We start from the raw sequence: 26,150 nt of genomic DNA, 5'->3' as shown, positions 1-26,150 counted from the left end.
TCAGGTGATCTCAAACGCCGCCTCGGCCCGGTCCACGCCGTTCACCTGCAAAATCACCGTATGCGCACCGGGATAAAGCGCAAATGTGGTCGCGTTGGCCTTAAGTTTATGGACCTTGCGCAAGACAAGCGGCTTGCCAGGCGCGACCTTGCCCACCTTCAGCTTGAACACCTTCTCTCCCGTCTTGCCGCCGGGGCGGGCAAAGCGGATGCGGTAGTCCACCAGCACAGGGGCCGGTTCGGATGCGGTGATCGTGACCTCAAAGTCCAGCGGATCTCCCAACGCAATCACAGGTGTCGCGACCTCAAGGGCGACATCTACAGCGACATCACCCGCATAGCCCAGCATTTCCATCGCGCCGGGGTGCCCATCCTTGATCAGTGTGCGCAAGGCATGACGCCGCATCCAGTCCAGCTCCTTCGGGGATTGCGTGCCTGCTTTTTCCCATCCGCTCAGCCGGTCCAGCACCGCGGCGGGATCGTCTTTGGCCACATCATTCAGATGGTTCGCCACGGATCGCGTGACAAAGCGGGTCTGATCCCCATGCAGCGCATCCAGCAGCGGCAGGGTCTGCGCCCCGCCCACCTCGACCTTGCGCGCCCAAGGCAGTTTGGGCCTTGTGCCTTCGCTGACCAATCGGCGCACATGATAGTTTTCGTCCTGCGCCCAGAGCGCCAGCCGCGCCAAGGTCTCATCCGGCCAGCGGTTCAGGAAGGGACGAATATAGAACTCCATCGAAAACCGTTTCGTGGCAGCATACAGCAGATCAAGGGCGCGGTCGCTGTGATCCTCGAGCCCGTGGCGCACGACCAAAACGCCCGGCACCGCGTGGATGAAGCGGCCAAAGTCATCATCGCGCAAGGTGGGGTCAAGTGGCGCGGGCATGGCCGCCTCCAACTGATCCGCCATGGTTGGAAAATCCGATGCCAGATAGGGTTCGGCGCAATCGGCGAACCAATCAAGACACTCCATCAACGTGCGATCCGCAATGCCCGACAACGCCGCCGCGTGAAAGGCGGCGCGGTCAAAGCCCGGCACTCCGGCTGCAAATTCATTCGCCAGATCACCGAGAGACTCAGCGTTAAAGAGTTGATCCTTCAGAGAAAATGTGGCCAGAGCGCGGGCCATCAGATCGTGGCCACGGTCGCCCCGCCATCCAGCAGAAGGTTTTGTCCCACAATAAAGCCCGCATGTTGCGAGCATAAGAAAGCGCAAGCCGCCCCGAACTCTTCCCGCGTGCCATAGCGCCCCGCCGGGATCGTCGCCGCGCGTTGGCTGCGGGCCTCGTCCAGCGTGATCCCCTGGGCCTTGACCACACCGCCATCCAGCGCGTCCGCCCGGTCGGTGGCGTGAATGCCTGGCAGCAGGTTGTTGATGGTCACACCGCTGCCCGCGACCTGCCGCGAGGTGCCCGCCACATAGCCCGTGAGGCCCGTGCGCGCCGCATTGGACAGGCCCAGAACCGCGATGGGGGCCTTGACCGATTGCGAAGTGATGTTGACCACACGGCCCCAGCCCCGGTCCATCATGCCCGGCACCAGTGCTTTGATCAGCGCAATGGGGGCCAGCATGTTGGCATCCAGCGCGGCGATGAAGTCATCCCGGTCCCAGTCCGTCCACATGCCCGGAGGGGGGCCGCCCGCGTTGTTGACCAGTATATCGACGTCACCTGCCGCCTCGATCAGGGCCGCCTGCCCTTCGGAAGTGGTGACATCTGCGGCGACGGTCTCCACGTCGACTCCATGGGTGTCGCGAATGGCCTGCGCGGACGCCTCAAGCGCCTCTGCCCCGCGCGCGTTCATCACCAGCGACACGCCCGCAGCGGCCAACGCCTCGGCACAGCCCAAACCCAAACCCTTGGAGGAGGCACACACCACCGCCCGCTTTCCTGAAAGTCCCAGATCCATCATCTCTCTCCTTGATCGTCGTTGTCCCATCGGTAACGGGCTGTTCACACAAGCGCCAGTAAAACACCGGGCCGTTGACCGGATGGTGCCACAATTCTAGGTTACAGTTCTGCGAACAGGACCAATAGACCCCGACTAAATGACACAAGCCCACCTGCCCCCCACCCAAAATCTGCCTGTCTTTCAGGCCGAAGCCTTTGTGGTGAGCGAGGGCGCAAATCTGGGTGACCCCATTGGATGTGCGGACGATCTGATGCTGGACGATGTCTATAGGCTTTCGGCTGCTGCCGAAACGGACCGCCTGACGCTGAACGTCCTTGATGACACGCATTTCACAGTGGCCGAAAGCAGTGTGCGCGGGCAGCCGGGCAATTCGGTCCACCTGGATTGCGCCGCCACGTTCATGTCGCCGGATGGGCAAACCACCGATACCCTGGTGCTGGTCGAGGTGGACGCGATGGGCCACATCGCGCAGACCTACCTGCTGCCGATGGCGCGACTGGCACCACGAACCAACTACGCACTTGTGGGCATCGACACGGAAAACCTACGCACCCGCATTGCGCACCTGACCTGCGCCCGCTTTACGCGCGGCACCCACATCACGCTGGCCTCGGGCGCACAAACACCGATTGAGGATTTGCGCGTGGGCGACCGTATCCTCACCCGCAATGACGGCATTCAGGCCATCCGCTGGATTGGCGAAGCGACCGTGCGCGCCGTGGGGGATTTCGCCCCGATCCGCATCCGCGCGGGCACGCTGAACAATGATCGCGATCTGATCGTCTCGCCGGGCCACCGCCTTTTCATCTACCAGCGCACCGACCGTTTGGGCGCGGGCCGCTCCGAATTGCTGGTCAAGGCGCGCCATCTGGTCAACGGCGAGACAGTGATCGTACAAGATGGCGGGTTTGTCGACTATTTCGAGCTGCTGTTTGACACCCACCAGATCATCTATGCCGAAGGGATAGCTGCGGAATCCATGCTGATCGACACGCGCAGCGCGCCCGTCGTGCCCACCGAGGTCAGCGCATTACTGACCGCACATACCGATGCGGGACTGTCTGGCCTTGATGTGACCGAGACTCTGCTTGATCGCCCGGATGCCGCCGAAATCCTGCGCCGCGCCTCGACGCGGTAGTGCAGGCAGCACCATTCATACAACTCTTAAGACACGGGCGGCCCCATGGCTCTTTTTGACTTTGACGATGTCTCGCTGGATGTGCCCGACGCGCTGCTGGACAAGAAGCTGACGCAAAAGATGTCGTCCAAGGACTATGAGGGCCCCGAAGCGCGGGCCGTGCGGATGCGGGTTCAAAAGGATCATCGCGTCCTCGAACTGGGTGGCGGTGTTGGCTATATAAGCTCGATCTGCGCCCAGATCACCGCCCCCCAGAACGTCACCACGGTCGAGGCCAACCCCAAGACCGTCGACGTTATCCGCCAGAACCTGGACCGCAACGGGGCAAGCGCCGCGCGCGTCATTCACGGCGCGGTCATTGGCGACTCCATCGGCAGCGATCACCTGCTGTTCCGTGTGGGTCGCGTCTTTTGGGGGTCGTCCATCGCCGATGACACCGCGTCTCCCGAAGATGTGGTCGAGGTCCCGACCTTGCTGCTTGCCGACCTCTTTGAGACCTACAAGCCCCACGTGGTCATCATGGATATCGAAGGCGCAGAGCAGTCGCTGTTCGATCAACCGTGGCCCCGATTTGTGCGTCACGTCATCGTCGAGCTGCATCCGCGAAAATACGCACCAAGCGTGATCAAAAAGATCGTGGATTGCATGTCGCAAACCAATTTGACCTACGATCCGGGCTGTTCGACCGGCGCGCTGCTGGCGTTTCGGCGGGCGTGAAGCGGGGCAAAGGTTCGGCTGTAACCGCGCGGGTAGCCGACGGTCATTTCGGGTCGGCCACCGGCTAAATCGTGCTGTCCCCCACGCGCTGCCAATGCAGATTTGACACCCGAGGGTCGCGCAGCAGCGGCATCAGGCTTTGGCGCAGCGCCTCTTCGCCGCGCGTGCCTGCGCATACGATAACTTCCAGCAATACGCGGTCCGCCTCCTGCTCGCGCTCCAACCCCAGCAAGCGAAAGCCTGGGGTCGAGGGGATCTCAGAAGCCAGATCACGGACCGCACCCTCGTCTGTCGGGGCGCAAGACAGCGTCACGTGAAATTCGACCGATGCGTCCTGCCCTGATTTTGTCAGACGCGAAAACCACGTCACAACGGGGCGCAATCCGATATTGATGAACATGATGATGCCGGTCATCGTCAGCGCAATCAGATACGCGCCCGTGCCGCACATCAAACCAACCGCCGCCGAGCACCACAAGGTTGCCGCCGTGTTGAGGCCATGGATGGTGAAGCCGTGGCGGAACATGATGCCCGCCCCCAGAAAACCGATGCCGGACACGACCTGGGCCGCAACGCGCGTGGGGCTCATATCGTCGGGAAACAGGGCCGCAAAGACGACAAAGCCCGCAGCGCCCACGGCGACCAGCGCATTGGTGCGCAACCCCGCCATCCGCTGCCGGATCTGACGTTCCGACCCGATCACCGCGCCGCACAGCATTGCCGCCAAAAGGTTCAGCGCCGCCGTGTGCGTCAGAATACCCATCGCCATGTCGTCCATCACGCATCCTCCACCGCGCAGGCTTGCACGGTGGGACGATGCACGGCAACCGACATTCTAAGGCGGGTCGATCACAATCAGTTATTCGTTCAGGTGGGATAGAAAAACTCTTCGCGCGCGATTTTCCCGTCGGCAACGGTGTAAAGCGCGACCTCTTTCATATCGGTGACCTCGCCAGTTTCCTTATGCTTGACGGTCAGCTCGAAAATGACAGCAAACCGGTCCGGGCCGTGCATCATCGGTTCAGAGATATCCCCGCCCTGCATCTCAAACGTGGACTCCCACCACGCGTGCTTACCCGCGATCGCCTCGAGGCCCTTGGCCTCGCGACCCATGCCATTGTCAATGGCTTCGACCGACACGGCGTCAGGGGCATAAAGCGCCTCCAGATTGGCGTGCGTCCGGTTTTCGCGGCAACCTGCCACAAGCTCTGCGGCAATTTCGTTCAAGTTCATCGGGGCACCCTCCATAAGTGTGATGCCATGATGTAGCAGGCACCCCTGCCAGATATTGTCAGTACCCTCGCCAGCTGGCAGCGCCGCACCGTCCGAAGTGTATTCTTGAGCGGCTTCAACGGTTGCGACATCGCACCCACCCAACGCCCGTCACGCCTGCGCTTGCCCCCTATCTCGCGCGCCGATATAGGGCACATATGCTTGATAATCGTCCAGAATTGCCCCCCGAAGTCGCCCGCCGCCGCACCTTTGCGATCATTTCGCACCCCGATGCCGGCAAGACGACACTGACCGAGAAATTCCTGCTGTTTGGTGGTGCCATTCAGATGGCCGGACAGGTGCGGGCCAAAGGTGAGGCGCGGCGCACGCGCTCGGACTTTATGGCGATGGAAAAGGATCGCGGTATTTCGGTCTCCGCCTCTGCGATGTCTTTTGATTTCCAGGAGTTCCGGTTCAATCTTGTGGACACTCCCGGCCACTCCGACTTTTCCGAGGACACCTATCGCACGCTGACGGCGGTGGATGCGGCCGTCATGGTCATCGACGGGGCCAAAGGCGTCGAAAGCCAGACCCAAAAGCTGTTCGAGGTCTGCCGCCTGCGCGATCTCCCGATCCTGACATTTTGTAACAAGATGGACAGGGAAAGCCGCGATATCTTTGAGATTATTGACGAAATTCAGGAAAACCTTGCGATTGACGTCACCCCCGCCTCTTGGCCCATCGGGGTCGGGCGCGATTTCATAGGCTGCTACGACATCCTGCGGGACCGGCTTGAGCTGATGGACCGCGCCGACCGCAACAAGGTTGCCGAAAGCATTGAAATTAATGGGTTGGGCGATCCAAAACTCGCCGAACACGTGCCCGCGGACCAGCTTACCCAACTGCGTGAAGAGCTTGAAATGGCGCGCGAATTGCTGCCGCCCCTCGACCCGGTTGCGATGTTGCAAGGCACGTTGACGCCGATCTGGTTCGGCTCGGCCATTAACTCGTTCGGAGTCAAAGAGTTGATGGACGGGATCGCGCAATACGGCCCTGAGCCGCAAATCCAAAAGGCGGAACCACGCGAGATTTTACCAGAAGAAACAAAGGTCTCCGGCTTTGTCTTCAAAGTACAGGCCAACATGGACCCCAAGCATCGCGACCGCGTGGCCTTCCTGCGCATGGCTTCGGGTCACTTCAAGCGCGGCATGAAATTGACCCATGTGCGCAGCAAAAAACCAATGGCCATCTCGAACCCTGTCATGTTTCTGGCCTCGGACCGCGAATTGGCCGAAGAGGCGTGGGCCGGTGACATTATCGGCATCCCCAACCACGGCCAATTGCGCATCGGTGACACGCTCACCGAAGGTGAAGCTTTGCGTGTGACGGGTATCCCGTCCTTTGCCCCGGAACTGTTGCAAGGGGTGCGGGCGGGCGACCCGCTCAAGGCGAAACACTTGGAAAAGGCGCTGATGCAATTCGCCGAAGAAGGAGCGGCCAAGGTCTTCAAACCCTCCATCGGGTCGGGGTTCATCGTGGGCGTTGTCGGGCAGTTGCAATTCGAGGTGCTCGCCAGCCGGATCGAGTTGGAATACGGGCTGCCCGTGCGGTTCGAACAGTCGCAGTTCACCTCGGCCCGGTGGGTGAGCGGCGACAAACAAGCCGTTGAAAAATTTACGGAAAGCAACAAACAACACATTGCGCACGACAATGATGGCGACATCGTTTACCTGACCCGCTTGCAATGGGATATCGACCGGGTCGGGCGCGACTATCCGGACGTGAAGCTGACAGCGACCAAGGAAATGATGGTCTGAACCGTGGCCGACGACGAAACCGCAAAACCGGATCTGCGGTGGGGCGTCGTCACCACTGTCAAAGCACCGATGGCCCAGGTGGCACGCTTTCTGGCGCACTACCTGCATCTTGGTGCCAACAGAATTTTTGTGCATCTCGACACGCCGGACCCGGCCCTGGCCGACAGGCTCAGCCACCGACGGATCAGGTTTTTCCAATGCGATGCGGGCTATTGGCAGGGCAAACACGCGCAAAGCTTTGAGAACCACCAAATGCGCCAGGCCTTCAACGCGACGCGCATCTATCGGCAGACGAAGCTGGACTGGCTCGCCCATTTTGACGTCGATGAATACCTGCTGGCCCCTGCCCCCTTGCGCCAATTGCTTGGGGCGGTGAGTGCCGAGACGACCCATATCAAAGTGCCCATGGTCGAGATGCTCGACAGTACCGGCGCGCGTCACCACTTCAAGAAGGCGGCGACGCCCGAGGCCGCCCGCCACCTCTATCCCACTTACGGCCCCCATGTGCCGGGTGGTTTCATCAGCACGCTCAGCCCGAAATTGATCGCACGCTGCGGCCTGCCGGAAGCCCGGCTTGGCATCCACGCTTTTCAACGCAATGGGCAGGATCTCGATGGTTGGGGCGCGATTGCCGACCTTTGGCTTGGTCACGCCCACGCCCCGGATTTCGAGACATTTCAAAGGTATATGGCCTATCGGCTCGCAAAGGGCAGCTATCATGACCGCAAAGGGCGCGCCAATCCGCTTGGGCATCTGATACGGGTGCTGATGCGGGATGCGGATCCGGACGCGCTGCGCCACTTTCACCATGAGATGAGTGCGGCGACACCCGAACGGCTTGACCTGCTCGCGGCGCATGACATGCTGGTCACAGCGCGACTGGACCTTGATCACAAGGTGACCCGCATTTTCGGCAAGCTGGAGGGTTAGGCCGTGACCACCTGGGGCCTCGCGGCCACCATCCTCGCCCCCGCCCCCAAGGTGCTGCGCTTTGCGGCCTATCATCTCGAACACGGCGCGCACCGGCTGTATATCTATCTGGATGCGCCAAATGACGTCGCCTTTGACCATCTGAAAGCACATCCGAAAATCCGGGTTCAAACCTGTGACACAGCCCATTGGGAGCGTTTGGGGGGCAAGCGACCCGGCAAGCACCAAGTGCGTCAGGCGATGAATGCCACCCACGCCTATCAACGGCGCACCGAGGTCGATTGGCTGATCCACATGGATGTCGATGAATTTCTGGTGCCTGCGGCCCCGATTGCCGATCTCTTGGGGGCCCTGCCAGCGCAGCAAACGACGGCGCGGGTGCGGCCGATGGAGCTGCTCGGGGGAAGTGACACAGCCTTCAAGGCATTCATCCCCGCAGGTCCCGCGCGCCGCACGATCGTCAACGAGATTTACCGGACATTCGGGGCCTACATCAAGGGGGGCTTCCTCAGCCATGTCGCCGGAAAGGTGTTTGTGCGCAAAGGGTTGGACGACATTTCGATCCAGATCCACAACGCCTTCCAGAACGGCAACCAGCTTGACGGGGATGCGGACATCGCACAGATCGCTTTGGCCCACTGTCACGCCCCCTCTTGGGACGCATGGCGCGCCGCCTTTGCCTATCGCCACGCCAAAGGCTCCTACCGGTCGGAGTTGCGCCCCGCCACTCCGCCTGATCAGGGCGGCATGTCGTTGCATGATCTTTTTGCCCACCTTTACGATGATCAGGGCGAAAACGGCTTGCACGCCTTTTATGACGAGGTGATCGGCGACAGTCCCACCTTGCGTGCGCGTCTTTCAAAACACGGGCTGCTGCGCGAGGTTGATCTGGCCCTCGAAGCAGCGCTTGCCCGACACTTCCCCGACGCTGCCGTTTGACGCCAACCCACGCCTTTGTTATGGACGCAGCGCGTGTCGGGGCCAAAGGCCTCCGCTTGGGCCATTCGGGCCGGCAGCAGATGATGCCGCGGGCCAAGTCAGTGTCCGCAACATACGGACATACATGACAAAATTTTCTGATCTGAACCTCAATCCAAAGGTCCTTAAAGCCATTGATGAAGCGGGCTATGAAACGCCCACACCCATTCAGGCGGGCGCGATTCCCCCGGCCCTCGAAGGGCGCGACGTTTTGGGGATCGCCCAGACCGGTACCGGCAAGACTGCCAGCTTTACCCTGCCCCTCATCACCATGCTCGCCCGCGGTCGCGCCCGCGCCCGGATGCCGCGCAGCCTTGTGTTGTGCCCCACCCGCGAGCTGGCTGCGCAGGTTGCCGAGAACTTCGACACCTACGCCAAGCATGTGAAGCTGACCAAGGCGCTGCTGATCGGCGGCGTGTCCTTCAAGGAACAGGACATCCTGATCGACAAGGGTGTCGACGTCCTGATTGCCACCCCCGGTCGCCTGCTTGACCACTTCGAGCGTGGCAAGCTGATCCTCAATGACGTCAAGGTCATGGTCGTGGACGAGGCCGACCGGATGCTCGACATGGGGTTCATTCCCGACATCGAACGCATCTTTGGCCTGACGCCATTTACCCGCCAGACCCTGTTTTTCTCGGCCACTATGGCACCCGAGATCGAGCGGATCACCAACACATTCCTGTCCAATCCCGAGCGGATCGAGGTGGCGCGTCAGGCCACCGCCTCCGAAACCATCGAGCAGGGCGTGGTCATGTTCAAGGGGTCGCGTAAGGACCGCGAAGCCAGCGAAAAGCGCAAAGTGCTGCGCCTGATGATTGATGGTGAGGGCGAAAAATGCACCAACGCCATCATCTTCTGCAACCGCAAGACGGATGTGGATACGGTCGCCAAGTCCTTGAAAAAATACGGCTATGACGCCGCCCCGATCCACGGTGATCTGGACCAGTCCCAACGAACCCGCACGCTGGAAGGGTTCCGCAACGGCGAGTTGCGCTTTCTCGTAGCCTCGGATGTGGCCGCGCGCGGGCTCGATGTCCCATCGGTCAGCCATGTGTTCAATTTCGACGTCCCCAGCCACGCCGAAGACTATGTGCACCGCATCGGGCGCACGGGGCGCGCAGGCCGCGATGGCAAGGCAATGATGATCTGTGTGCCGCGTGACGAAAAGAACTTCGACGCCATCGAAAAGCTGATCCAGAAGGAAATCCCGCGTCTGGACAACCCGCTTGGGACCAAAGCGCCCGAGCCTGCGGAGGCAAGCGCGGACGATAAAGCCGAGGCAAAGCCCAAGCGCACACGCCGTCCGCGCAAGTCCAAGGACGACGCCAACCAACCCGAAGAGGTCAAGGCCGAAGCGCCCGCGCAAGAGGCCGACGTCAAAGACACGCCCAAGCCTGAACAAGAGGCAACGGCGAAAGCGTCAAACAATCGCGGCGGGCGTTCTTCCGAACGTGGTGGTCGCGGCAAGGGGCGCAATGATGATCGGGGCGGGGATCGCGGTGGCAACAAAGTCGTGGGCCTCGGCGATCACACACCGACCTTCATCCAGCTGAGTTTTGACGAGCGGCGCGCGAGCTGATCCGCGCCACATCGCAAAGACGTAAGGCGGGCCTGTGGCCCGCCTTTTTCGTCAATGCATCCGGCTGATGACAACCGTGACTTCGGGCTTCTTGCCAATCTCGTCCTGCCCGGACTTGCGCACGATGCGACGCAGGGCTTCGGTCAGTTTGTCGTCGTCGCGCAGAGTCTTGGCATCCGCGCGGCCCAGAAACTGACTGATATCCGCTTCGAGCACCTCGACCAACGCCGCCTTGGACGTGCCCATATCCGGCAGTCCCATGGTTTCACACCACGGATCACCAAGCGGCTCGTCTTCTTCATCCAAAATCAGCGTGACCAGAACATGCCCGTTGAGCGCCATGCGGATGCGGTCGCGCACGACCCCGTCTAGCGCCCCGATCTGCACTGACCCATCAAGATAAGTCCGGCCCGTCTCGATATATTCGGCGACTTTGGGCGCATTGCCCGACAGGTCGATCATCATCCCGTTAACGGCAAGAACGCCCATGCGCCCGGCGCTTTCCGCCATCTTGACGTGTTCGCGCAAATGCCGGTGTTCCCCGTGCATGGGCACCACGATCTGTGGATTGACGATATCATGGAGGCGCGCGATGTCCGGCCCATTGGCATGGCCGGACACGTGATAGAGACCCGATGAGTCATCGACCACATCCACGCCCTTTTCCGAAAGCTGGTTCATGATGCGGATCACGCCGCGCTCGTTGCCGGGGATGGTTTTCGACGAAAAAAGGAACAGATCGCCCTCTTTCAACTCCAGCCCCATATACTTGCCGTTCGCCAGTTGGGCCGAGGCCGCGCGCCGTTCGCCTTGCGAGCCCGTAACCAGCAACATCAGGTTTTCACGCGGAATGCTGCGCGCATCCTCGGGGCTGACAACGGTGGGGAAGTCTTTCAAAACGCCGGTCTCGATCGACGCTTCGATCATCCGCCGCATCGCCCGACCAAGCAGCACAATCGACCGCCCTGCGCGCGCACCCGCATCCGCCAGTGTTTTCACCCGGGCCACATTGGACGCAAAGGTGGTTGCCACCACGATCCCGTCCGTGTGCCCGCGCACCAGCTTTTCGATCTCGGGCCCGACACTTGTTTCGGACCGGCCTGGGTTGGGGGAAAAGACGTTTGTGCTGTCGCAGACCAGCGCCTTGATTCCATCCTTGGACACCTCGGCCCACAGGTCCGGATCAAAGGGCTCACCCACGATGGGCGTCTCGTCCAGCTTGAAATCGCCTGAGTGGATCACTCGGCCATGCGCACTGTCGATGATCAGCGCGGCACTTTCGGGGATCGAGTGGGACATGGGCAGGAAGCCAACCTTGAACGGGCCGACCTCCACCTGTTCGGGCCATGCGCCGGTGACGCGTACCGCCTCTTCGTCATGGCCATGTTCGCCCATCTTGCGCCGCGCGATATTGGCGGTGAAGGCGCGCGCATAGATCGGCGCGCCCAGCTGGTCATAGGTGTGGGCGATGGCACCCACATGGTCTTCGTGGGCATGGGTGACAAAGATCGCCTCGATGCGGTCCTTGCGCTCGGCCAGCCAGGTGATGTCGGGCAGGATCAAATCCACACCGGGCGAGCCGTCCATATCCGGAAAGGTCACGCCAAGGTCCACCACGATCAGGCGTTCCTGGTCGGGTTTGCCGTAGCCATACACATAGGCGTTCATGCCTATTTCACCCGCCCCCCCAAGGGGCAGGTAGATCAGTCGTTCACTGCTCATAAGTTCAGGTATTTTCCTTGTTGAAACGATGGATGACCGTCAGGCCATGCATCGTCAATTCGTCTTGATAATGATCGAAGAGGGCTTCGGTCTGCTGAAACAGCGGCGCAAGGCCCCCTGTTGAAATCACGCGCATCTCACGGGCGCGTTCCGCCTTGATCCGGGCACATATCTCACGCACCAATCCGACGTAACCCCAAAACACGCCGGATTGCATGCAGGCGACGGTGTTGGTGCCAATGACGGCCTGCGGCTTGGTGATATCCACATGGGGCAGCGCGGCGGCCGCGTTGTGCAGCGCCTCAAGGCTTAGGTTCACACCCGGTGCGATCACCCCCCCGATATAGGCGCCATCGGTGTCCACCACATCGAATGTCGTGGCGGTGCCGAAGTCGACCATGATCAGGTCCCCTCCGTACAGATCGTGTCCCGCGACCGTGTTTACAAGACGGTCAGGGCCAACTTGTGTCCCCTCGTCCACCCGCACGCCCACGGGAAGCAGGCAATCGGGCTTGCCCACCACGATGGGCCGCGTGTTGAAATAGCGATCCGCCATGACCCGCAGGTTGAACACGACCCGTGGCACAGTGGACGAGATGATCATGTCGGTGATCTCGACCTCGATCTTCTGGAACTTCATCAGCGACGAGAACCAGACATAGTATTGATCCGCCGTGCGCTGCCATTCGGTCGAGGTACGCCAGGTGCCGATAAACGCCTCTCCATCCCAGATGGAGAAGACGGTGTTGGTGTTGCCGCAGTCGATGGCCAAGAGCATGGGGTGCGCCCCTTCCTTAGAAATATACGTCGCCCGCCGGGATGCGCACCCGGCCTTTGGGCGTCTCTAGAACAAGTTGCCCATCTGCGTCCACATCCGCGAAGGTTCCTTGATGGGTCTCGCGGGTGGTACGGGCGGTGATCGCCTGCCCCAGACGGGCGGCGCGGGCCAGCCACGCGGTGCGAATGGGTGCAAAGCCGTAGGTGGTGAACTGGGCCTCGTAGCGGGCATAGGATTGGGCCAGCAGGTTCAGAAACGCCTCGGGCGCAATGCTCACCCCCAACTCCGATTTCAGGGCGACGGGGCGCACGGCCCCTTCCTCCACCTGATCCGCGCCCGGCGCTGCGATCAGGTTCACGCCGACGCCAATCGCCAAGTGGGTCACCGCCGCACCGGTGCTGATGCTTTCGAGCAGGATGCCCGCCACCTTGCCGTCGCGCAGAAGCACGTCGTTGGGCCACTTGAGCGCGAAGGCATCGCCGCGCCCCGTGGCCGCCACGAAAGCATCATGCAAGGCCAGCGATATGACAAAAGACCGAAGGGCGGCATCCCCCGGTGCCTCGCGCATCGGCAAAACCAAAGTGGCCGCAAAATTGCCCGCAGGCATGGCCCAAGCGCGGCCCCGCCGCCCGCGCGCCGCCGTCTGGTTCAGTCCCAGGATCCACTCGGGGCCCGCCAGATCTGCCGCGCGGCGTGCCGCTTCGGTCAATGTGGAATCAACCTCGGCCAGGACGGTGCGGCCATAGCCTTCGGGCCACCCGGTCATGACCTGCCCGCTTTCCAAAAGTGTCCCACGCAGGGTCGGCCGACCAAATGTGCCTAGTTCACCAACGTGGCCGCTGCCGCCGCTGCCGCACCCTCGACACCGAACATGTTGACGATGCCCAGAACCATGACCGCAGCCGAGCCCATCAGCATCACCCACAGGATGGGGGATTTGCCACCGTTCAGGCGATCCTCGCCCGCGTCGCCAAAATACATGAAGAACACGATACGCAGATAGTAATAGGCCCCGATCACAGAGGCGATCACACCGGCGATGGCAAGCCACGCAAGACCGCCCTCATAGGCTGCGCGCAGCACATAGAACTTGCCAAAGAAGCCCAGCATCGGCGGCACACCTGCAAGGCTGAACATCAGAACCAACATGGCCAACGCCTTGCCCGGTTCTTTCTTGGCATAACTGTTGAGCGAGGAGATCTCGGTGACGGGCTGGCCGTCTTTCTCCATCATTAGGATGAAGGCGAACGTGCCCACATTCATGGTCACGTAGATCGCCATGTAGACCAGCATCGCCTGCACACCCAGTACAGTGCCCGCCGCCAGACCCATCAGCGCATAGCCCATATGGGCGATGGAGGAAAACGCCATGAGCCGCTTGATGTTTGTCTGCCCGATGGCCGCAAAAGCGCCAAGGAACATCGACAGCACCGACAAGAGCGCCATGATCTGCTGCCAGTCCGCGACCGCACCGCCAAAGGCGTCGTGCATCACGCGCGCAAACAAGGCCATGGCCGCGACCTTGGGTGCGGTGGCGAAGAAGGCTGTGACGGGCGTGGGCGAGCCCTCATAGACATCCGGCGTCCACATGTGGAACGGCACGGCCGAGACCTTGAAGGCAAAGCCTGCCATCAGAAACACGAGACCGAAGAGCAAGCCAAGCGACACGCCCTCTTGCGCGACCTGCACGATGCCCGAAAACAGGGTTGTGCCCGCATAGCCATAGACCAGCGACGCCCCATAAAGCAGCAGACCCGAAGACAGCGCGCCCAGCACGAAATACTTGAGGCCGGCCTCGGTCGATTTCACCGAGTCCCGGCGAAGTGAGGCGACGACATATAGCGACAGTGATTGCAGCTCGAGACCCATATAGAGCGCCATCAGATCGCCCGCCGACACCATCATCATCATGCCCACAACGGCCAAAGCGACCAGCACCGGATATTCAAAGCGCAGCAATCCGCGCGCCGACATGTAGCCTTCGCTCATCAACAGAACGGCTGCCGCTGAAATCAGGATCGTCACCTTGGCAAAGCGCGAAAACCCGTCATCGATGAACATGCCAGAGAAGGCCACGTTGCTGCCCTGCCCCGTGAAACCGATCCACGCCGCCAGTGCCAGAAACACCGCCGCTGTCGACCAAACGAGGGGCGAGGCCAAGTCGTCCTTGGACGTATAGACCGCCCCGATCAGGGCCAGAATGGCAAACCCCGACAGCAGGATTTCGGGCAGGATGATGGTCAGATCAGCAGACATGTTTCAAAACCGTTCTTAGTTTGCAGCCATTTGCGTCGCGGCCTCTGCCGCCACAAGGGCTGTGTCGTATTGGGTCACAAGCGCGGCCACGGACGGGCCGATGATGTCGAGGATCAGCGCCGGGTACACCCCAAGCAGGATGGTCATCACCACGAGCGGTGCAAAGATTGCGCGCTCGCGCCGGCTCATGTCGGTGATCGACTTCAGGCTTTCCTTGATCAGATCGCCCATCACCACCCGCCGGTACAGCCACAGCGCATAGGCCGCCGAGAATATGACGCCCGTGGTCGCCACCGCCGCCACCCAGGTGTTGACCTGGAACACGGCCATCAGCGTCAGGAACTCACCCACAAAACCGGAAGTCCCCGGCAGGCCCACATTGGCCATCGTGAACAGCATGAAGATCAGCGCATAGGCGGGCATCTTGTTCACGAGGCCCCCATAGGCGTCGATCTCGCGCGTGTGCATCCGGTCATAGATCACGCCGACGCACAGGAACAACGCGCCCGAGATGAAGCCGTGGCTGAGCATCTGGAAAATCGCGCCATCCAGCCCCTGCTGATTGGCCGCAAAGATACCCATTGTCACAAAGCCCATGTGAGCGACGGAGGAATAGGCGATCAGCTTTTTCATGTCTTCCTGCACCAGCGCCACCAGCGAGGTGTAGACAATCGCTATCGCCGACATCCACAGCACCAGCGGCGCCATCACGTCCGACCCCACCGGAAACATGCCAATGGAAAAGCGGATGAACCCGTAGCCGCCCAGTTTCAGCAGGATGGCCGCCAGCACCACCGACCCCGCGGTCGGGGCCTGCACGTGCGCATCCGGCAGCCATGTGTGGACCGGCCACATCGGCATCTTGACCGCAAAGCTGGCAAAGAACGCGAGGAACAGCAACGTCTGCATGCCCCCCACAACCTGAATGCCAAGCAGCGAGAACGTCTCGGACCCGAACTGGTGGTTCAGTAGTTGCTCGATATCGGTGGTGCCCGCGTCCGCAAACATGCCCACCATTGCCACCAGCATCAGCACCGAGCCGAGGAAGGTGTAAAGGAAGAACTTGAAGCTGGCATAGATCCGGTTCGCCCCGCCCCAGATGCCAATGATCAGGAACATCGGGATCAGCCCGGCCTCAAAGAACAGGTAGAACAGCACCAGATCCAGCGCCATGAACACGCCAAGCATCAGCGTTTCCAGCAGCAGGAAGGCGATCATGTATTCCTTGACGCGGTCCGTCACCGACCACGACGCCGCAATCACCAGCGGCATCATGAAGGTGGTCAGCATCACAAACAGCACCGAAATGCCATCGACCCCCATCTTGTAAGTCAGGCCCATGATCCATGTGCCCTCTTCCACAAACTGAAAGCCGGTGTCGTTGGGATCAAATTCGAACAGAATGAACAGCGAGGCGAGGAACGTCAGACCCGTGGTCGCCATGGCCACCCACTTGGCATTGCGCTGCGCCGCCTCATCTTCTCCACGCAGGAAGATGGCAAGGATTAGCGCCGCAAGCGCGGGCATGAAGGTCACGATGGAAAGAAGGTTGTCCATCAGTTTGCCCCCCCGCTCAGCGTCATCCACGTGATCAGGACCGCAATCCCGATCACCATCGCAAACGCATAGGTAAAGATATAGCCCGACTGCGCCCGACCGGCGAGCCGCGTGATGAAGGGCACGATGCCCATGGAGACGCCGTTGATGGTGCCATCAATCACATCGCCGTCGCCCTTCTTCCACAGCTGCTTGCCGATCCACAGCGCGGGTTGGACGAAGATGTAGTTATAAAGCTCGTCAAAGTACCACTTGTTCTTGAGGAACAGATAGAGCGGGCGCTGGTTCTCGGCGAGCCGTCCGGGCAGCGACGGGTTCTTGATGTAGAACCAGTAAGCCGTCAGGAAGCCAAGAAGCATCGCCGCAAAGGGCGAGGTTTTCACCCAGTATGGCACCTTGTGTGCGTCATCCAGAACGGTGTTGTCCGGCCCGATGTAAAGCGCACCCTGCCCGGGTTCCCCGGCGAAAGCATAGTGGTGTTCACCTTCCTTGCCCTTGTCATCGGCATGGCCCTCGTCAGCGTGGTCGTCCTTGGCCTCGCCATGATCTTCGGCCTCGGCATACGGAATACCGTAGAAGGTGGCGACCTTATCGGTGTGTCCGAAGAAGGAGCCGTACCAGACCATCCCGGCAAAGATTGCACCGATGCTCAGCACACCAAGCGGGATCAGCATGACAGCAGGGCTTTCATGGGCATGGTCGTGGGTGTGCTTGTCGCCGCGCGGCTCTCCGTAGAACGTCAGGAACATCAGCCGCCAGCTGTAGAAACTGGTGAACAGGGCCGCGATGACCAGCGCCCAAAAGCTGAACCCGGTGCCAGCTGCAAAGGCGCTTTCGACAATCGCGTCCTTGGACTGGAAGCCCGCGAACCCGATGGGAATTTCGCCAAGCGTGAAAATCCAGACCGGAATGCCCACGCCCGTGATCGCCAGCGTGCCGATCATCATGGCCGCAAAAGTATAGGGGATCTTTTTGCGCAGTCCGCCGTAGTTGGTCATGTCCTGCTCGTGATGCATCGCGTGGATGACCGAGCCGGCCCCAAGGAACAGCATCGCCTTGAAGAAGGCGTGCGTCAGCAAATGGAACATCGCCGCCGAATACATGCCCACGCCTGCGGCCACGAACATGTAACCAAGCTGCGAACAGGTGGAATAGGCGATGACGCGTTTGATGTCGGTCTGCACAAGGCCAACGGAGGCCGCGAACAGGGCCGTCGCCGCGCCAAGGAAGGTGACAAAGGCCATCGTTTCGGGCGCGAACTCCATCAGCGGCGACATGCGGCAAACAAGGAACACACCCGCCGTGACCATGGTCGCGGCATGGATCAGGGCGGAGACCGGCGTCGGCCCCTCCATCGCGTCGGGCAACCAGGTGTGCAGGAAAAGTTGAGCCGATTTGCCCATGGCCCCGATGAACAGCAGGAAGGCAATCAGGTTGGCTGCATTCCACTCGGTCCACAGGAAGGTCAGTTGGATGTCGGCCAATGTGGCCACATTGGCAAAGATGTCGTCAAACTTGATCGAGTCCGTCAGGAAAAACAGCCCGAAGATACCAAGCGCAAAGCCGAAATCACCCACCCGGTTGACCACAAAGGCCTTGATGGCGGCGGCATTGGCGGACGGCTTGCGATAATAAAACCCGATCAGCAGGTACGAGGCGACGCCGACCCCTTCCCAACCAAAGAACATCTGAACAAGGTTGTCCGCCGTCACCAGCATCAACATCGCAAAGGTAAAGAAGGACAGATAGGCAAAGAAGCGGGGCTTGTACGTCTCGCCCTCGCGCCATTGCGGGTCGCTCTCCATGTAGCCAAAGGAATATAGGTGCACGAGGCTGGAAACGGTCGTGATCACGATCAGCATGATCGCCGTAAGGCGATCGAGACGAATGGCCCAATCGGTGCTGAGGGAACCGCTTTCGATCCAGCGCAGGATCTGGATGCTTTCGGTGGTGCCGTCAAAGGTCAGGAAGACAATCCAGGACAGCGCCGCGGACAGGAACAACAGGCCCGTCGCGATCCAGCAGGCCGCCGTTTCGCCAAACGCGCGCCAGCCAAAGCCGCAGAGCAGCGCGCCGACCAGAGGGGCAAAGAGGATGATGGTTTCCATGATCGGCTTATCCCTTGGTCTTGTTCTGCACGCGCGCACGGGCGGGCGCAGGGGCGAGGTCTTGCATCGCGAAGTGGTAGACACCGGCCACACCGATCGCGACCGGCAGCATCCAGAAATAGTCCAGCAGCAGGTTCATCGGCTCACCCTTTCATCACGTTGACGTCTTCGACCGCAATGGTGCCCCGGTTGCGGAAGAAGCACACGAGGATCGCAAGGCCGATGGCCGCCTCGGCGGCGGCGACGGTCAGCACAAAGAGGGTGAACACCTGCCCCACCAGATCGCCGAGGAAGGACGAAAACGCGACCAGATTGATGTTCACCGCCAGCAGCATCAACTCGATGCTCATCAGCAGGATGATCACGTTCTTGCGGTTCAGAAACAGCCCGAAAATGCCAATGACAAACAGCGTCGCTGCGACTGTGAGGTAATGTTCTAGTCCGATCATCGGTCTTTCCTAATCTGGCCAGCAGGGCTTACCCGGCAAGCTTGAACTCCGTTTTGTCGCCGCGCGCCTCGGGGTACAGCACCGCACAGGCGCAGGGTTCCGCGCTCAGCGTGGCGATGGTGATATCGCGGGCGATGCCATCCAAATCTTCGGCCATGCGCTCGAACGTCGCAAAGGCGCGCGCGCCTTCTTCGTGCCGTGCGATCACGGCCAACGCCTTTTCTGTGCGGTTGAAGGGCAGGCGCGTGCCCATGTTCTCTTCCTGGGTGCGGAATTGCAGGGCCGTACCGGGGGCGCAGTCCACAACTGTAAAGTCGGTCGCAGTCCCCTCCTGACTCCACCAGTCGCGCCACATCACACGGCCTTGGCCGAGATCAACATGATCCGCCTCTCCGCCATGCGAGATGTGGGTCGTCCGGTCACAGCCAGTCAGCGTCAGCGCTGTCGCTTGCGCACCCATCAGCGCCAGTGCACCCGACAGGATATATGCGACCCTTGCCGTCATCGCTCAGAGCCCCTGCCCCGGTTTGACATCTTTCAGCTCCATCGCGACTGCCGGGTCGCGCATCATCTGGGCCACCACATCCTGACGTTTCACATCCGAGCGGTGGCGCAGCGTCAGAACAATCGCTCCGATCATCGCAACCAGCAGGATCAGGCCCGCAAGCTGGAACAGCAGGAAATACTGGTCATACAGGATCATGCCCAAGGCTTCGGTGTTGTGGCGATCCACAGGCGTCAACTGGGCACGCAGGCCCTCGGCCGCTGCGTTGCTTTCCCATGCGCCAAAGGCCATCACGAATTGCATCAGGATCACGACGGCGATCAGCAAGGCCAGCGGCATATAGCGCGCCATTTCAGCCTTCAACTCGGCGAAATCCACATCAAGCATCATCACCACGAACAGGAACAACACCGCGACGGCACCCACATAGACGATGATCAGCAGCATCGCGACAAACTCGGCCCCGAGCAGCACGAACAGACCAGCCGCCGACAGGAACGACAGGATCAACCACAAAACCGAGTGGACCGGGTTGCGGCTGATAACCGTGAACAGCCCCCCGGTGATCACGCTGATCGCGAATAGGTAAAAGGCAAATACACTCATGTCTTGTCCTTATCTTCGGCCATGACCTCTTGGGCGAGCCCGGTCGCACGGGTCACCGCAGGTACACCGGCAAACATCGCCATCATGCCCAAGGTCTCGGAAATCTGCTGATCGGTGGCGCCGGCTTCGCGCGCATGGCGTACGGTCTGGCGCACAGCGGTGTCGGCCTGCGCGCCTTGCATGGTGAGGCCCGCAAGGGTCAGCAGCAGCTTGGTCTTGGCATCCAGTCCATCTTCGTTCAGCGCGTTGCCGAACCACTGCTCCATCACCTCTTTGGGCATGGTCGGCCACATCGCCTCAAGTGCTTTGGGGTCGAACGCCTGCATTTGCGGAAAGGACTTGGTCATTTCTTGCACCTGCTCGAGCATCGCGGCAAAAGGGTTGATCGGCTCGCTCATCGGTAGGGCGCGTCCAGTTCGAGGTTGCGTGCGATTTCGGCTTCCCACCGCTCGCCATTGGCCAGCAGCTTGTCCTTGTCGTAATACAACTCTTCGCGGGTTTCGGTGCTGAATTCAAAATTCGGCCCCTCGACGATGGCATCTACCGGACAGGCCTCCTGGCAGAAGCCGCAATAGATACACTTGGTCATGTCGATGTCATAGCGGGTGGTCCGGCGGCTGCCGTCTTCGCGCGGCTCGGCGTCGATGGTGATGGCCTGGGCCGGGCAGATCGCCTCGCACAGCTTGCACGCAATGCAGCGTTCTTCGCCATTGGGATAGCGGCGCAGCGCGTGTTCACCGCGAAAGCGCGGGGACAAAGGCCCCTTCTCATGCGGATAGTTCAGCGTGGCCTTGGGCGCGAAAAAGTATTTCAGGCCCAGCTTCATGCCCACCCAAAAATCCTGAAGCAGAAAGTATTTGGCCGCGCGGCCATAGTCGATCTGAGTCATATCAGCGCCCCTGTCCGTCTCGTTTCATGTCCGCCCATGCCTTGAAGGCGGCGATCACATCGTCATTGTTAATGTCTACCATCGCACCATCCGCATCCTGCGTACACATCTCGCATTCCGACACGATAAAGGCGGTCAGATCCGCCAGATCATGTGCCGAACTCTGCGTGATGGCTTCTGCGAGGCTCATCGTTACGCTCCTGTGGCCCAACGGGCATAGATGCCCCAGAACCAGTCGAACTTGGCCGCAAAGGCCACGAACACGACCCAGACAAGACTGAAGGGCAGGAACACTTTCCACCCGAGCCGCATCAACTGGTCATAGCGGTAGCGCGGGGTGATCGCCTTGATCATCGCAAACAGGAAGAAGAAGAACGCCATCTTGGCCACCATCCACAGCACACCGTCCGGCAGACCCGGAATGGGCGACAGCCAGCCGCCAAAGAACAGCAGCGACATCAGCGCGCACATCAGGAAAATCGCGATATATTCGCCGGCCATGAACAACAGGAACGGGGTTGAGGAATATTCGACCTGATAGCCCGCCACCAGTTCGGATTCCGCTTCAGGCAGATCGAAGGGTGGACGGTTTGTTTCGGCCAAGGCACTGATAAAGAACAGGAACACCATCGGCAGGTGCGGCAGCCAGTACCAGCCAAAGAACCCGTACCCGGTGTCCTGCGCATTCACGATGGCCCCGAAATTCAGCGAACCCGTGGACAGGATCACCCCGATGATGATGAGGCCAATGGAGACTTCATAAGAGATCATCTGCGCCGCCGAGCGCAGCGAGCCGAGGAAAGGATATTTCGAGTTTGACGCCCATCCGCCCATGATCACGCCGTAGACCTCAAGCGAGGAAATGGCGAAGACATAGAGGATCGCGACGTTGATATCGCTGAGCACCCAACCGTCATTGAACGGGATCACAGCCCAGGCCACCATCGCCAACACGAAACTGGTCATGGGGGCGAGCATGAAGACTGTCTTGTCCGCCCCCGCAGGCACGACGACCTCTTTGACGACATATTTCAGCGCATCGGCCACAGTTTGCAGCAGGCCAAAGGTGCCCACCACGTTGGGTCCGCGCCGCATCTGGACCGCCGCCCAGATCTTGCGGTCGCCATAGACCAGAAACAGCAGCGAAATCATGACGAACGCCACGACAGCCAGCACCTGGGCAAGGATCAGGACGGCGATGCCGCCAGGAGTGGTAAAGAAGTCAGCCATGTATCCTCACACCGTCGGTATTCCCTTCTCCGCGCAGGATGCGGCCACGACTTCGGCGTCGATGGTCTTGATCCCACGTGGCAGGGCTGGCGAGATGGTGTAAACAGCATCCGCCGCCCACACGCCAGCCTCTTCATTCACATTTGTGCGCAAATGACGCGCAAATCCCCAGCCCCGGATCAGCGTATATCCAGCGGCGGCACATTCGGCATAGTTGGCCACGTCCTGCGCGCTCAGCGCGTTGGTCATCGAGACATTGAACTGCACCAGATCATCGGCCAGCAGCTGCGTTTCTACACCCCGATAGTCGGGGATGAACTGCTCGGCCGTGGGCACCGTTTCACAGGCGGCAAGCGGCATCATGGATATGATCCACGCCGCCTTCATTCGGCGGCCATCGCCTCGGTCCGGCGCGCCTTGGCGTTGGCGCTGAGTTCGGCCATCAGCTGGCTGGCCCGAGCGATGGGGTTGGTCAGGTAAAAATCGGTGATGTGCGAGGCGAACGTGCCAGACCCGAGCGTGCCTTGCGCCAGCGCCTCGCCTTCATTCTCGGCCACCACGTCGATGTCCGCCAGATGCGGATGCGCCGCGACGATCTCGTTGCGCAGCGCGGCAAGGCTGTCGAAAGGCAGCGTCGCCTCCATCTCACCCGACAGCGCGCGCAGGATCGCCCAGTTTTCCTTGGCCTCACCGGGCGCAAAGCTGGCGCGGGCCGCAAGCTGTGGCCGCCCTTCGGTGTTGACGAACACCCCGCCCTCTTCGGTGTAGGCCGCACCGGGCAGGATCACGTCTGCGCGGTGTGCGCCGCGATCCCCGTGGCTGCCCTGATAGATCACGAACGCCCCCGCGGCGATTTCGATCTCGTCCGCACCAAGGTTGTAGATCACGTCGGCCCCGTCAATGGCGGCCATGCCGTTGTCGTTGGTGGCACCAATATCCATCGCACCGACACGGGACGCGGCGGTGTGCAGCACCAGCAGTTTCGACTGCGCCGCCGCAGCCGTGGCCTGCGCCATGGCCAGAACCGCGGCACCATCTTCGCCTTGCAGCGCGCCTTGACCGATGATCATCACACCGCGGGTGCCCTGTTTGTCCGAATGATCCATTTTCGACAGGTTCTCGAGGGCGGCACGATCCGTGCCGATATGGCTCACATCATAGGTCAGATCAACCGCCTCGCCGATCATCGCAACCTTGGCCCCGCGCGTCCAAGCCTTGCGGATGCGCGCGTTGAGCACGGGCGCTTCAAGGCGGGGATTGGTGCCGATCAGCAGGATCATCTCGGCATCATCAATATCTTCGATGGCGGCGGTGCCCACATAGGCGGCACGATTGCCGCTTGGCAGCTTGGCCCCATCGGTGCGGCATTCGACAATGCCGCCCTGCCCCTCAATCAGGGATTTCAGCGCATAAGCCGCCTCGACCGAAGCCAGATCACCGACCAGACCGGCCAGATTGGACGCGCCTTTGATCGCCTCAGCGGCCTTGCCAAGCGCCTCGGGCCATGTGGCCGGGCGCAACTTTCCATTTTCGCGGATGTAGGGTTTGTCGAGCCGCTGGCGGCGCAGCCCGTCCCAGACAAAGCGGGTCTTGTCCGAAATCCATTCCTCGTTCACGCCGTCATGGTTGAGCGGCAGGAACCGCATCACTTCGCGCCCTTTGGTGTCAACGCGGATCGAGGCACCCATGCCGTCCATCACGTCGATGCTTTCGGTCTTGGTCAGCTCCCAAGGGCGGGCGGTGAAGGCGTAGGGTTTCGACACCAGCGCACCCACGGGGCACAGATCGATGATGTTGCCCTGCAGGTTCGATTCCAGCGTCTCGCCCAAGTAAGACGTGATTTCGGCATCCTCACCGCGCCCCGTCTGACCCATCTGGGTGATACCCGCCACTTCGGTGGTGAAACGTACGCAGCGGGTGCACGAAATGCAGCGGGTCATGTGGGTTTCGACCAGCGGGCCGAGGTCCAGATCGTCCGTCGCGCGCTTGGGCTCGCGGAAGCGCGAGAAGTCCACGCCATAGGCCATCGCCTGATCCTGCAAGTCGCATTCGCCGCCCTGATCGCAGATCGGGCAATCGAGCGGGTGGTTGATCAGCAGGAATTCCATGACACCCTCGCGGGCCTTCTTGACCATGGGCGAATTCGTCTTGACGACCGGGGGCTGGCCTTCGGGGCCGGGGCGCAAGTCCTTGACCTGCATGGCGCAAGAGGCGGCAGGCTTGGGCGGACCACCCACAACCTCGACAAGACACATCCGGCAGTTGCCCGCAATCGACAGACGCTCGTGATAGCAGAACCGGGGGATTTCGATGCCCGCTTCTTCACAGGCCTGGATCAGGGTCATGGCCCCGTCCACTTCGACCTCTTGTCCGTCGATGATGATCTTGCGGAGGTTGCTCATACGTCAGTTCATCCTCAGTAGGGCGCCGATCTGGCCGCCTTTTTTGATTTCGTCACGCCCGGCGGCGCAATAGCTGGCCGGGTCGCCCGCCTTTACACCCTGCTGCGCGAGATAGCTGTTGCCCTCACGTTTGAGGCGGGCCTTTTCGGCGTCGGATTTGCGGTAAGCGTCAATCTCTTCATCCGAATAGCCCAGATTGCGGGCAGTCGTCTTCAGACCGGTCACGATACGGTAGGCCTGAAACACCCGCGCCGAAATGTCGGGACAATTTTTGCGGATCTCGTCCGCGATCCCGACGGCCAGAATCGTGTCATCGATTTCGGCCACATCCCGCAGATGCGGTTTCGCCGAAACGGTTCCGGCAGTCAGGCTAAGGATCAAGGCTGTTGTCATTGCGCGCATCATATCTCTCCACTTTTCGCGTCGATGTAACGCAAGGTGGGAAAACACCTTTGTGCTATGCAATATCATGGGTTTGCACAACCCGTTAGCGCGCAATTTGTCGCCATCTGCGCGGGTTGTGATCACTCTGGCGCGCAGGCGCCGCGCAACAGCAGCTTGTCACCCGAAATGCGCAAGCGCCCGTCCTCGGCGTCGGGGCCATTGACCCAGTCGATATTGGAGGTGCCAAAGGATCTGATGCAATAGCGCGTTGCCTCATACCGCCCCGCCTCGCGGGCCCCTTCCAGCGACGCAGAGACCGGACTGACCGACACTTCGAACTGATCGCGTTGCCGGTCGACCTTGCTGCTGGATGAGCGGAAGAACTGCCCGTCAAAGGCGACGCGGTCGGCGCGGCGTTCGGCGCAGGCTGACAGCAGAAGGCCCGCGATCAAAAGGGCACCTGTCATCCGCGCGTTCCGAAGGGAAAATGTGGTCATGCTCGTCATAATGTCTTCTCCGCGCCTCAGCGCTGTTCTTGGGCTGCGGGCAGATGCCGTCAGCCGTGGCCTTATCTCTATTGCCATGGAATTTCGCGTGATGAAAGCACTGCGTCGTCATCGCGACAGCAAGAATATAGCTGTTACGCTGCGACAGAATTGGCAGGCCTTTCGTCAGATCACTAGGCATTTCGCCCAAAAATCTACTTCTCGTAGTTCGTCACTCACAGCAGCTCACGCACCTGACTGAGGACCTCTCGTGGCTATTTGCGGCCAAAGACTACGGGTCAGATTTGCGATTTGCCGGCCAGTCGACAAACGCCAACACCAGTAACAGCACAAATACTCCACCTGGCAAAATAGAAAACAAACCCCAAAAACCGCTGAAGCCCGCCTTGGTAAAGATTTTCCAGAACGTCAGTGGAAATATTATCAAGACCAACAAGAACAGGATGCCAGGCAAGCCAATATTGTTCAGCATGA

29 protein-coding genes are annotated in these 26,150 nt (G+C 60.7%); 6 read left to right on the top strand and 23 right to left on the bottom strand.

The features are described from left to right. Entirely contained in the window at positions 1-1,128 is a 1,128-nt protein-coding gene (locus tag Q0908_RS00650; RefSeq protein WP_299280451.1) for a hypothetical protein, read from the bottom strand. Further along, complete coding sequence (locus Q0908_RS00645; RefSeq protein WP_299280449.1) at positions 1,128-1,907, bottom strand: SDR family oxidoreductase; 780 nt, start codon at positions 1,905-1,907, stop codon at positions 1,128-1,130. The genes Q0908_RS00650 and Q0908_RS00645 overlap by 1 nt, the downstream gene beginning before the upstream one ends. Positions 1,908-2,046: 139 nt before the next feature. Between Q0908_RS00645 and Q0908_RS00640 the strand changes: the two genes are divergently transcribed. Beyond that, on the top strand, positions 2,047-3,048 hold the full coding sequence (locus Q0908_RS00640; protein WP_299280447.1) for a Hint domain-containing protein: 1,002 nt from the start codon (positions 2,047-2,049) through the stop codon (positions 3,046-3,048). A gap of 45 nt (positions 3,049-3,093) precedes the next feature. Then, the gene (locus tag Q0908_RS00635; protein ID WP_299280445.1) at positions 3,094-3,765 is read left to right on the top strand and encodes an FkbM family methyltransferase; all 672 of its coding nucleotides are present in this window, start codon (positions 3,094-3,096) and stop codon (positions 3,763-3,765) included. Positions 3,766-3,829: 64 nt separating this feature from the next. On the opposite strand, the gene Q0908_RS00630 is transcribed toward Q0908_RS00635, so the two are convergent. Both Q0908_RS00630 and Q0908_RS00625 read right to left on the bottom strand, forming a co-directional pair. Beyond that, positions 3,830-4,543: an MgtC/SapB family protein gene (locus Q0908_RS00630; RefSeq protein ID WP_299280442.1), complete on the bottom strand. Its 714-nt coding sequence runs from the start codon at positions 4,541-4,543 to the stop codon at positions 3,830-3,832. 89 nt (positions 4,544-4,632) lie between these two features. Next, a complete protein-coding gene (locus Q0908_RS00625; protein WP_299280440.1) occupies positions 4,633-4,998 on the bottom strand; it encodes a nuclear transport factor 2 family protein in 366 nt (121 codons plus the stop codon). A 197-nt stretch (positions 4,999-5,195) separates the two neighbouring features. Here Q0908_RS00625 and Q0908_RS00620 point away from each other — a divergent pair, with 197 nt between their 5' ends. The 4 genes from Q0908_RS00620 (at position 5,196) to Q0908_RS00605 (ending at position 10,284) form a co-directional block, all read left to right on the top strand. Beyond that, positions 5,196-6,794 (top strand): peptide chain release factor 3, encoded by a 1,599-nt coding sequence (locus Q0908_RS00620; RefSeq protein WP_299280438.1) that lies wholly within the window; start codon positions 5,196-5,198, stop codon positions 6,792-6,794. Between the two features lie 3 nt (positions 6,795-6,797). After that, a complete protein-coding gene (locus Q0908_RS00615; protein WP_299280436.1) occupies positions 6,798-7,724 on the top strand; it encodes a glycosyltransferase family 2 protein in 927 nt (308 codons plus the stop codon). Between the two features lie 3 nt (positions 7,725-7,727). Beyond that, positions 7,728-8,663, top strand: coding sequence for a glycosyltransferase family 2 protein (locus Q0908_RS00610; protein WP_299280434.1), 936 nt, complete (start codon positions 7,728-7,730; stop codon positions 8,661-8,663). Between the two features lie 124 nt (positions 8,664-8,787). Further along, a complete protein-coding gene (locus Q0908_RS00605; protein WP_299280431.1) occupies positions 8,788-10,284 on the top strand; it encodes a DEAD/DEAH box helicase in 1,497 nt (498 codons plus the stop codon). A 51-nt stretch (positions 10,285-10,335) separates the two neighbouring features. On the opposite strand, the gene Q0908_RS00600 is transcribed toward Q0908_RS00605, so the two are convergent. The 19 genes from Q0908_RS00600 to Q0908_RS00510 all read right to left on the bottom strand — a co-directional run bounded on the left by Q0908_RS00600 (position 10,336) and on the right by Q0908_RS00510 (position 26,148). Beyond that, a complete protein-coding gene (locus Q0908_RS00600; RefSeq protein WP_299280429.1) occupies positions 10,336-12,006 on the bottom strand; it encodes a ribonuclease J in 1,671 nt (556 codons plus the stop codon). Positions 12,007-12,010: 4 nt separating this feature from the next. Beyond that, on the bottom strand, positions 12,011-12,784 hold the full coding sequence (locus Q0908_RS00595; protein ID WP_299280427.1) for a type III pantothenate kinase: 774 nt from the start codon (positions 12,782-12,784) through the stop codon (positions 12,011-12,013). Positions 12,785-12,800: 16 nt separating this feature from the next. Beyond that, positions 12,801-13,550: a biotin--[acetyl-CoA-carboxylase] ligase gene (locus tag Q0908_RS00590; RefSeq protein WP_299280425.1), complete on the bottom strand. Its 750-nt coding sequence runs from the start codon at positions 13,548-13,550 to the stop codon at positions 12,801-12,803. 53 nt (positions 13,551-13,603) lie between these two features. Then, positions 13,604-15,040 (bottom strand): NADH-quinone oxidoreductase subunit NuoN, encoded by a 1,437-nt coding sequence (gene nuoN / locus Q0908_RS00585; RefSeq protein ID WP_299280423.1) that lies wholly within the window; start codon positions 15,038-15,040, stop codon positions 13,604-13,606. A 15-nt stretch (positions 15,041-15,055) separates the two neighbouring features. Further along, positions 15,056-16,597 carry an NADH-quinone oxidoreductase subunit M gene (locus Q0908_RS00580; RefSeq protein WP_299280421.1) on the bottom strand — a complete coding sequence of 514 codons (1,542 nt, stop codon included), beginning with the start codon at positions 16,595-16,597 and terminating at the stop codon, positions 15,056-15,058. Beyond that, a complete protein-coding gene (gene nuoL, locus Q0908_RS00575) occupies positions 16,597-18,705 on the bottom strand; it encodes an NADH-quinone oxidoreductase subunit L (RefSeq protein WP_299280419.1) in 2,109 nt (702 codons plus the stop codon). Before nuoL ends, Q0908_RS00580 begins: the two co-directional genes overlap by 1 nt. Positions 18,706-18,712: 7 nt before the next feature. After that, positions 18,713-18,844: a hypothetical protein gene (locus Q0908_RS00570; protein ID WP_299280417.1), complete on the bottom strand. Its 132-nt coding sequence runs from the start codon at positions 18,842-18,844 to the stop codon at positions 18,713-18,715. A gap of 4 nt (positions 18,845-18,848) precedes the next feature. Then, positions 18,849-19,154 (bottom strand): NADH-quinone oxidoreductase subunit NuoK, encoded by a 306-nt coding sequence (nuoK, locus tag Q0908_RS00565; RefSeq protein WP_008553673.1) that lies wholly within the window; start codon positions 19,152-19,154, stop codon positions 18,849-18,851. A gap of 28 nt (positions 19,155-19,182) precedes the next feature. Beyond that, positions 19,183-19,659, bottom strand: coding sequence for a hypothetical protein (locus Q0908_RS00560; protein ID WP_299280415.1), 477 nt, complete (start codon positions 19,657-19,659; stop codon positions 19,183-19,185). A gap of 3 nt (positions 19,660-19,662) precedes the next feature. Next, positions 19,663-20,265, bottom strand: a complete 603-nt coding sequence (locus Q0908_RS00555; protein WP_299148633.1) for an NADH-quinone oxidoreductase subunit J — start codon at positions 20,263-20,265, stop codon at positions 19,663-19,665. Continuing rightward, a complete protein-coding gene (locus Q0908_RS00550) occupies positions 20,262-20,663 on the bottom strand; it encodes a carboxymuconolactone decarboxylase family protein (RefSeq protein ID WP_299280413.1) in 402 nt (133 codons plus the stop codon). The genes Q0908_RS00555 and Q0908_RS00550 overlap by 4 nt, the downstream gene beginning before the upstream one ends. Next, the gene (gene nuoI / locus Q0908_RS00545) at positions 20,660-21,154 is read right to left on the bottom strand and encodes an NADH-quinone oxidoreductase subunit NuoI (protein ID WP_299042536.1); all 495 of its coding nucleotides are present in this window, start codon (positions 21,152-21,154) and stop codon (positions 20,660-20,662) included. The genes Q0908_RS00550 and nuoI overlap by 4 nt, the downstream gene beginning before the upstream one ends. A gap of 1 nt (position 21,155) precedes the next feature. Then, entirely contained in the window at positions 21,156-21,344 is a 189-nt protein-coding gene (locus Q0908_RS00540) for a hypothetical protein (protein ID WP_299280410.1), read from the bottom strand. Positions 21,345-21,346: 2 nt separating this feature from the next. Then, positions 21,347-22,384 carry an NADH-quinone oxidoreductase subunit NuoH gene (nuoH, locus tag Q0908_RS00535; RefSeq protein ID WP_299280408.1) on the bottom strand — a complete coding sequence of 346 codons (1,038 nt, stop codon included), beginning with the start codon at positions 22,382-22,384 and terminating at the stop codon, positions 21,347-21,349. A 6-nt stretch (positions 22,385-22,390) separates the two neighbouring features. Then, a complete protein-coding gene (locus Q0908_RS00530; RefSeq protein WP_299148643.1) occupies positions 22,391-22,747 on the bottom strand; it encodes a hypothetical protein in 357 nt (118 codons plus the stop codon). A gap of 20 nt (positions 22,748-22,767) precedes the next feature. Then, positions 22,768-24,786: an NADH-quinone oxidoreductase subunit NuoG gene (gene nuoG, locus Q0908_RS00525; RefSeq protein ID WP_299280406.1), complete on the bottom strand. Its 2,019-nt coding sequence runs from the start codon at positions 24,784-24,786 to the stop codon at positions 22,768-22,770. A gap of 3 nt (positions 24,787-24,789) precedes the next feature. Beyond that, the gene (locus tag Q0908_RS00520) at positions 24,790-25,179 is read right to left on the bottom strand and encodes a DUF5333 domain-containing protein (protein ID WP_299280404.1); all 390 of its coding nucleotides are present in this window, start codon (positions 25,177-25,179) and stop codon (positions 24,790-24,792) included. 131 nt (positions 25,180-25,310) lie between these two features. Then, complete coding sequence (locus Q0908_RS00515) at positions 25,311-25,676, bottom strand: hypothetical protein (protein WP_299280402.1); 366 nt, start codon at positions 25,674-25,676, stop codon at positions 25,311-25,313. Between the two features lie 271 nt (positions 25,677-25,947). Continuing rightward, positions 25,948-26,148 carry a hypothetical protein gene (locus tag Q0908_RS00510; protein WP_299280400.1) on the bottom strand — a complete coding sequence of 67 codons (201 nt, stop codon included), beginning with the start codon at positions 26,146-26,148 and terminating at the stop codon, positions 25,948-25,950. Positions 26,149-26,150 lie beyond the last annotated feature (2 nt).

Origin of the sequence: uncultured Tateyamaria sp. (assembly GCF_947494755.1) — a bacterium.
Lineage (GTDB): Bacteria > Pseudomonadota > Alphaproteobacteria > Rhodobacterales > Rhodobacteraceae > Tateyamaria.
The sequence above is the reverse complement of the archived record's forward strand: the minus strand, read 5'-3'. Positions and strand labels throughout refer to the sequence as shown.

What these genes read in the sequence shown, in the direction of transcription:
- Q0908_RS00590 (WP_299280425.1), bottom strand. Translation starts at nt 13,550, where the DNA reads ATGACCGGGTGGCCCGAAGGCTATGGCCGCACCGTCCTGGCCGAGGTT.
- Q0908_RS00560 (WP_299280415.1), bottom strand. Translation starts at nt 19,659, where the DNA reads ATGACGGCAAGGGTCGCATATATCCTGTCGGGTGCACTGGCGCTGATG.
- Q0908_RS00520 (WP_299280404.1), bottom strand. Translation starts at nt 25,179, where the DNA reads ATGACAACAGCCTTGATCCTTAGCCTGACTGCCGGAACCGTTTCGGCG.
- Q0908_RS00510 (WP_299280400.1), bottom strand. Translation starts at nt 26,148, where the DNA reads ATGCTGAACAATATTGGCTTGCCTGGCATCCTGTTCTTGTTGGTCTTG.
- Q0908_RS00570 (WP_299280417.1), bottom strand. Translation starts at nt 18,844, where the DNA reads ATGAACCTGCTGCTGGACTATTTCTGGATGCTGCCGGTCGCGATCGGT.
- Q0908_RS00595 (WP_299280427.1), bottom strand. Translation starts at nt 12,784, where the DNA reads ATGCTCTTGGCCATCGACTGCGGCAACACCAACACCGTCTTCTCCATC.
- Q0908_RS00625 (WP_299280440.1), bottom strand. Translation starts at nt 4,998, where the DNA reads ATGAACTTGAACGAAATTGCCGCAGAGCTTGTGGCAGGTTGCCGCGAA.
- nuoI (WP_299042536.1), bottom strand. Translation starts at nt 21,154, where the DNA reads ATGACTCAGATCGACTATGGCCGCGCGGCCAAATACTTTCTGCTTCAG.
- nuoK (WP_008553673.1), bottom strand. Translation starts at nt 19,154, where the DNA reads ATGATCGGACTAGAACATTACCTCACAGTCGCAGCGACGCTGTTTGTC.
- nuoN (WP_299280423.1), bottom strand. Translation starts at nt 15,040, where the DNA reads ATGTCTGCTGATCTGACCATCATCCTGCCCGAAATCCTGCTGTCGGGG.
- Q0908_RS00540 (WP_299280410.1), bottom strand. Translation starts at nt 21,344, where the DNA reads ATGAGCCTCGCAGAAGCCATCACGCAGAGTTCGGCACATGATCTGGCG.
- Q0908_RS00580 (WP_299280421.1), bottom strand. Translation starts at nt 16,597, where the DNA reads ATGGACAACCTTCTTTCCATCGTGACCTTCATGCCCGCGCTTGCGGCG.
- Q0908_RS00630 (WP_299280442.1), bottom strand. Translation starts at nt 4,543, where the DNA reads ATGGACGACATGGCGATGGGTATTCTGACGCACACGGCGGCGCTGAAC.
- Q0908_RS00530 (WP_299148643.1), bottom strand. Translation starts at nt 22,747, where the DNA reads ATGATGCCGCTTGCCGCCTGTGAAACGGTGCCCACGGCCGAGCAGTTC.
- nuoG (WP_299280406.1), bottom strand. Translation starts at nt 24,786, where the DNA reads ATGAGCAACCTCCGCAAGATCATCATCGACGGACAAGAGGTCGAAGTG.
- Q0908_RS00550 (WP_299280413.1), bottom strand. Translation starts at nt 20,663, where the DNA reads ATGAGCGAGCCGATCAACCCTTTTGCCGCGATGCTCGAGCAGGTGCAA.
- Q0908_RS00645 (WP_299280449.1), bottom strand. Translation starts at nt 1,907, where the DNA reads ATGGATCTGGGACTTTCAGGAAAGCGGGCGGTGGTGTGTGCCTCCTCC.
- Q0908_RS00600 (WP_299280429.1), bottom strand. Translation starts at nt 12,006, where the DNA reads ATGAGCAGTGAACGACTGATCTACCTGCCCCTTGGGGGGGCGGGTGAA.
- Q0908_RS00620 (WP_299280438.1), top strand. Translation starts at nt 5,196, where the DNA reads ATGCTTGATAATCGTCCAGAATTGCCCCCCGAAGTCGCCCGCCGCCGC.
- Q0908_RS00635 (WP_299280445.1), top strand. Translation starts at nt 3,094, where the DNA reads ATGGCTCTTTTTGACTTTGACGATGTCTCGCTGGATGTGCCCGACGCG.
- Q0908_RS00555 (WP_299148633.1), bottom strand. Translation starts at nt 20,265, where the DNA reads ATGAGTGTATTTGCCTTTTACCTATTCGCGATCAGCGTGATCACCGGG.
- nuoH (WP_299280408.1), bottom strand. Translation starts at nt 22,384, where the DNA reads ATGGCTGACTTCTTTACCACTCCTGGCGGCATCGCCGTCCTGATCCTT.
- Q0908_RS00650 (WP_299280451.1), bottom strand. Translation starts at nt 1,128, where the DNA reads ATGGCCCGCGCTCTGGCCACATTTTCTCTGAAGGATCAACTCTTTAAC.
- nuoL (WP_299280419.1), bottom strand. Translation starts at nt 18,705, where the DNA reads ATGGAAACCATCATCCTCTTTGCCCCTCTGGTCGGCGCGCTGCTCTGC.
- Q0908_RS00515 (WP_299280402.1), bottom strand. Translation starts at nt 25,676, where the DNA reads ATGACGAGCATGACCACATTTTCCCTTCGGAACGCGCGGATGACAGGT.
- Q0908_RS00605 (WP_299280431.1), top strand. Translation starts at nt 8,788, where the DNA reads ATGACAAAATTTTCTGATCTGAACCTCAATCCAAAGGTCCTTAAAGCC.
- Q0908_RS00640 (WP_299280447.1), top strand. Translation starts at nt 2,047, where the DNA reads ATGACACAAGCCCACCTGCCCCCCACCCAAAATCTGCCTGTCTTTCAG.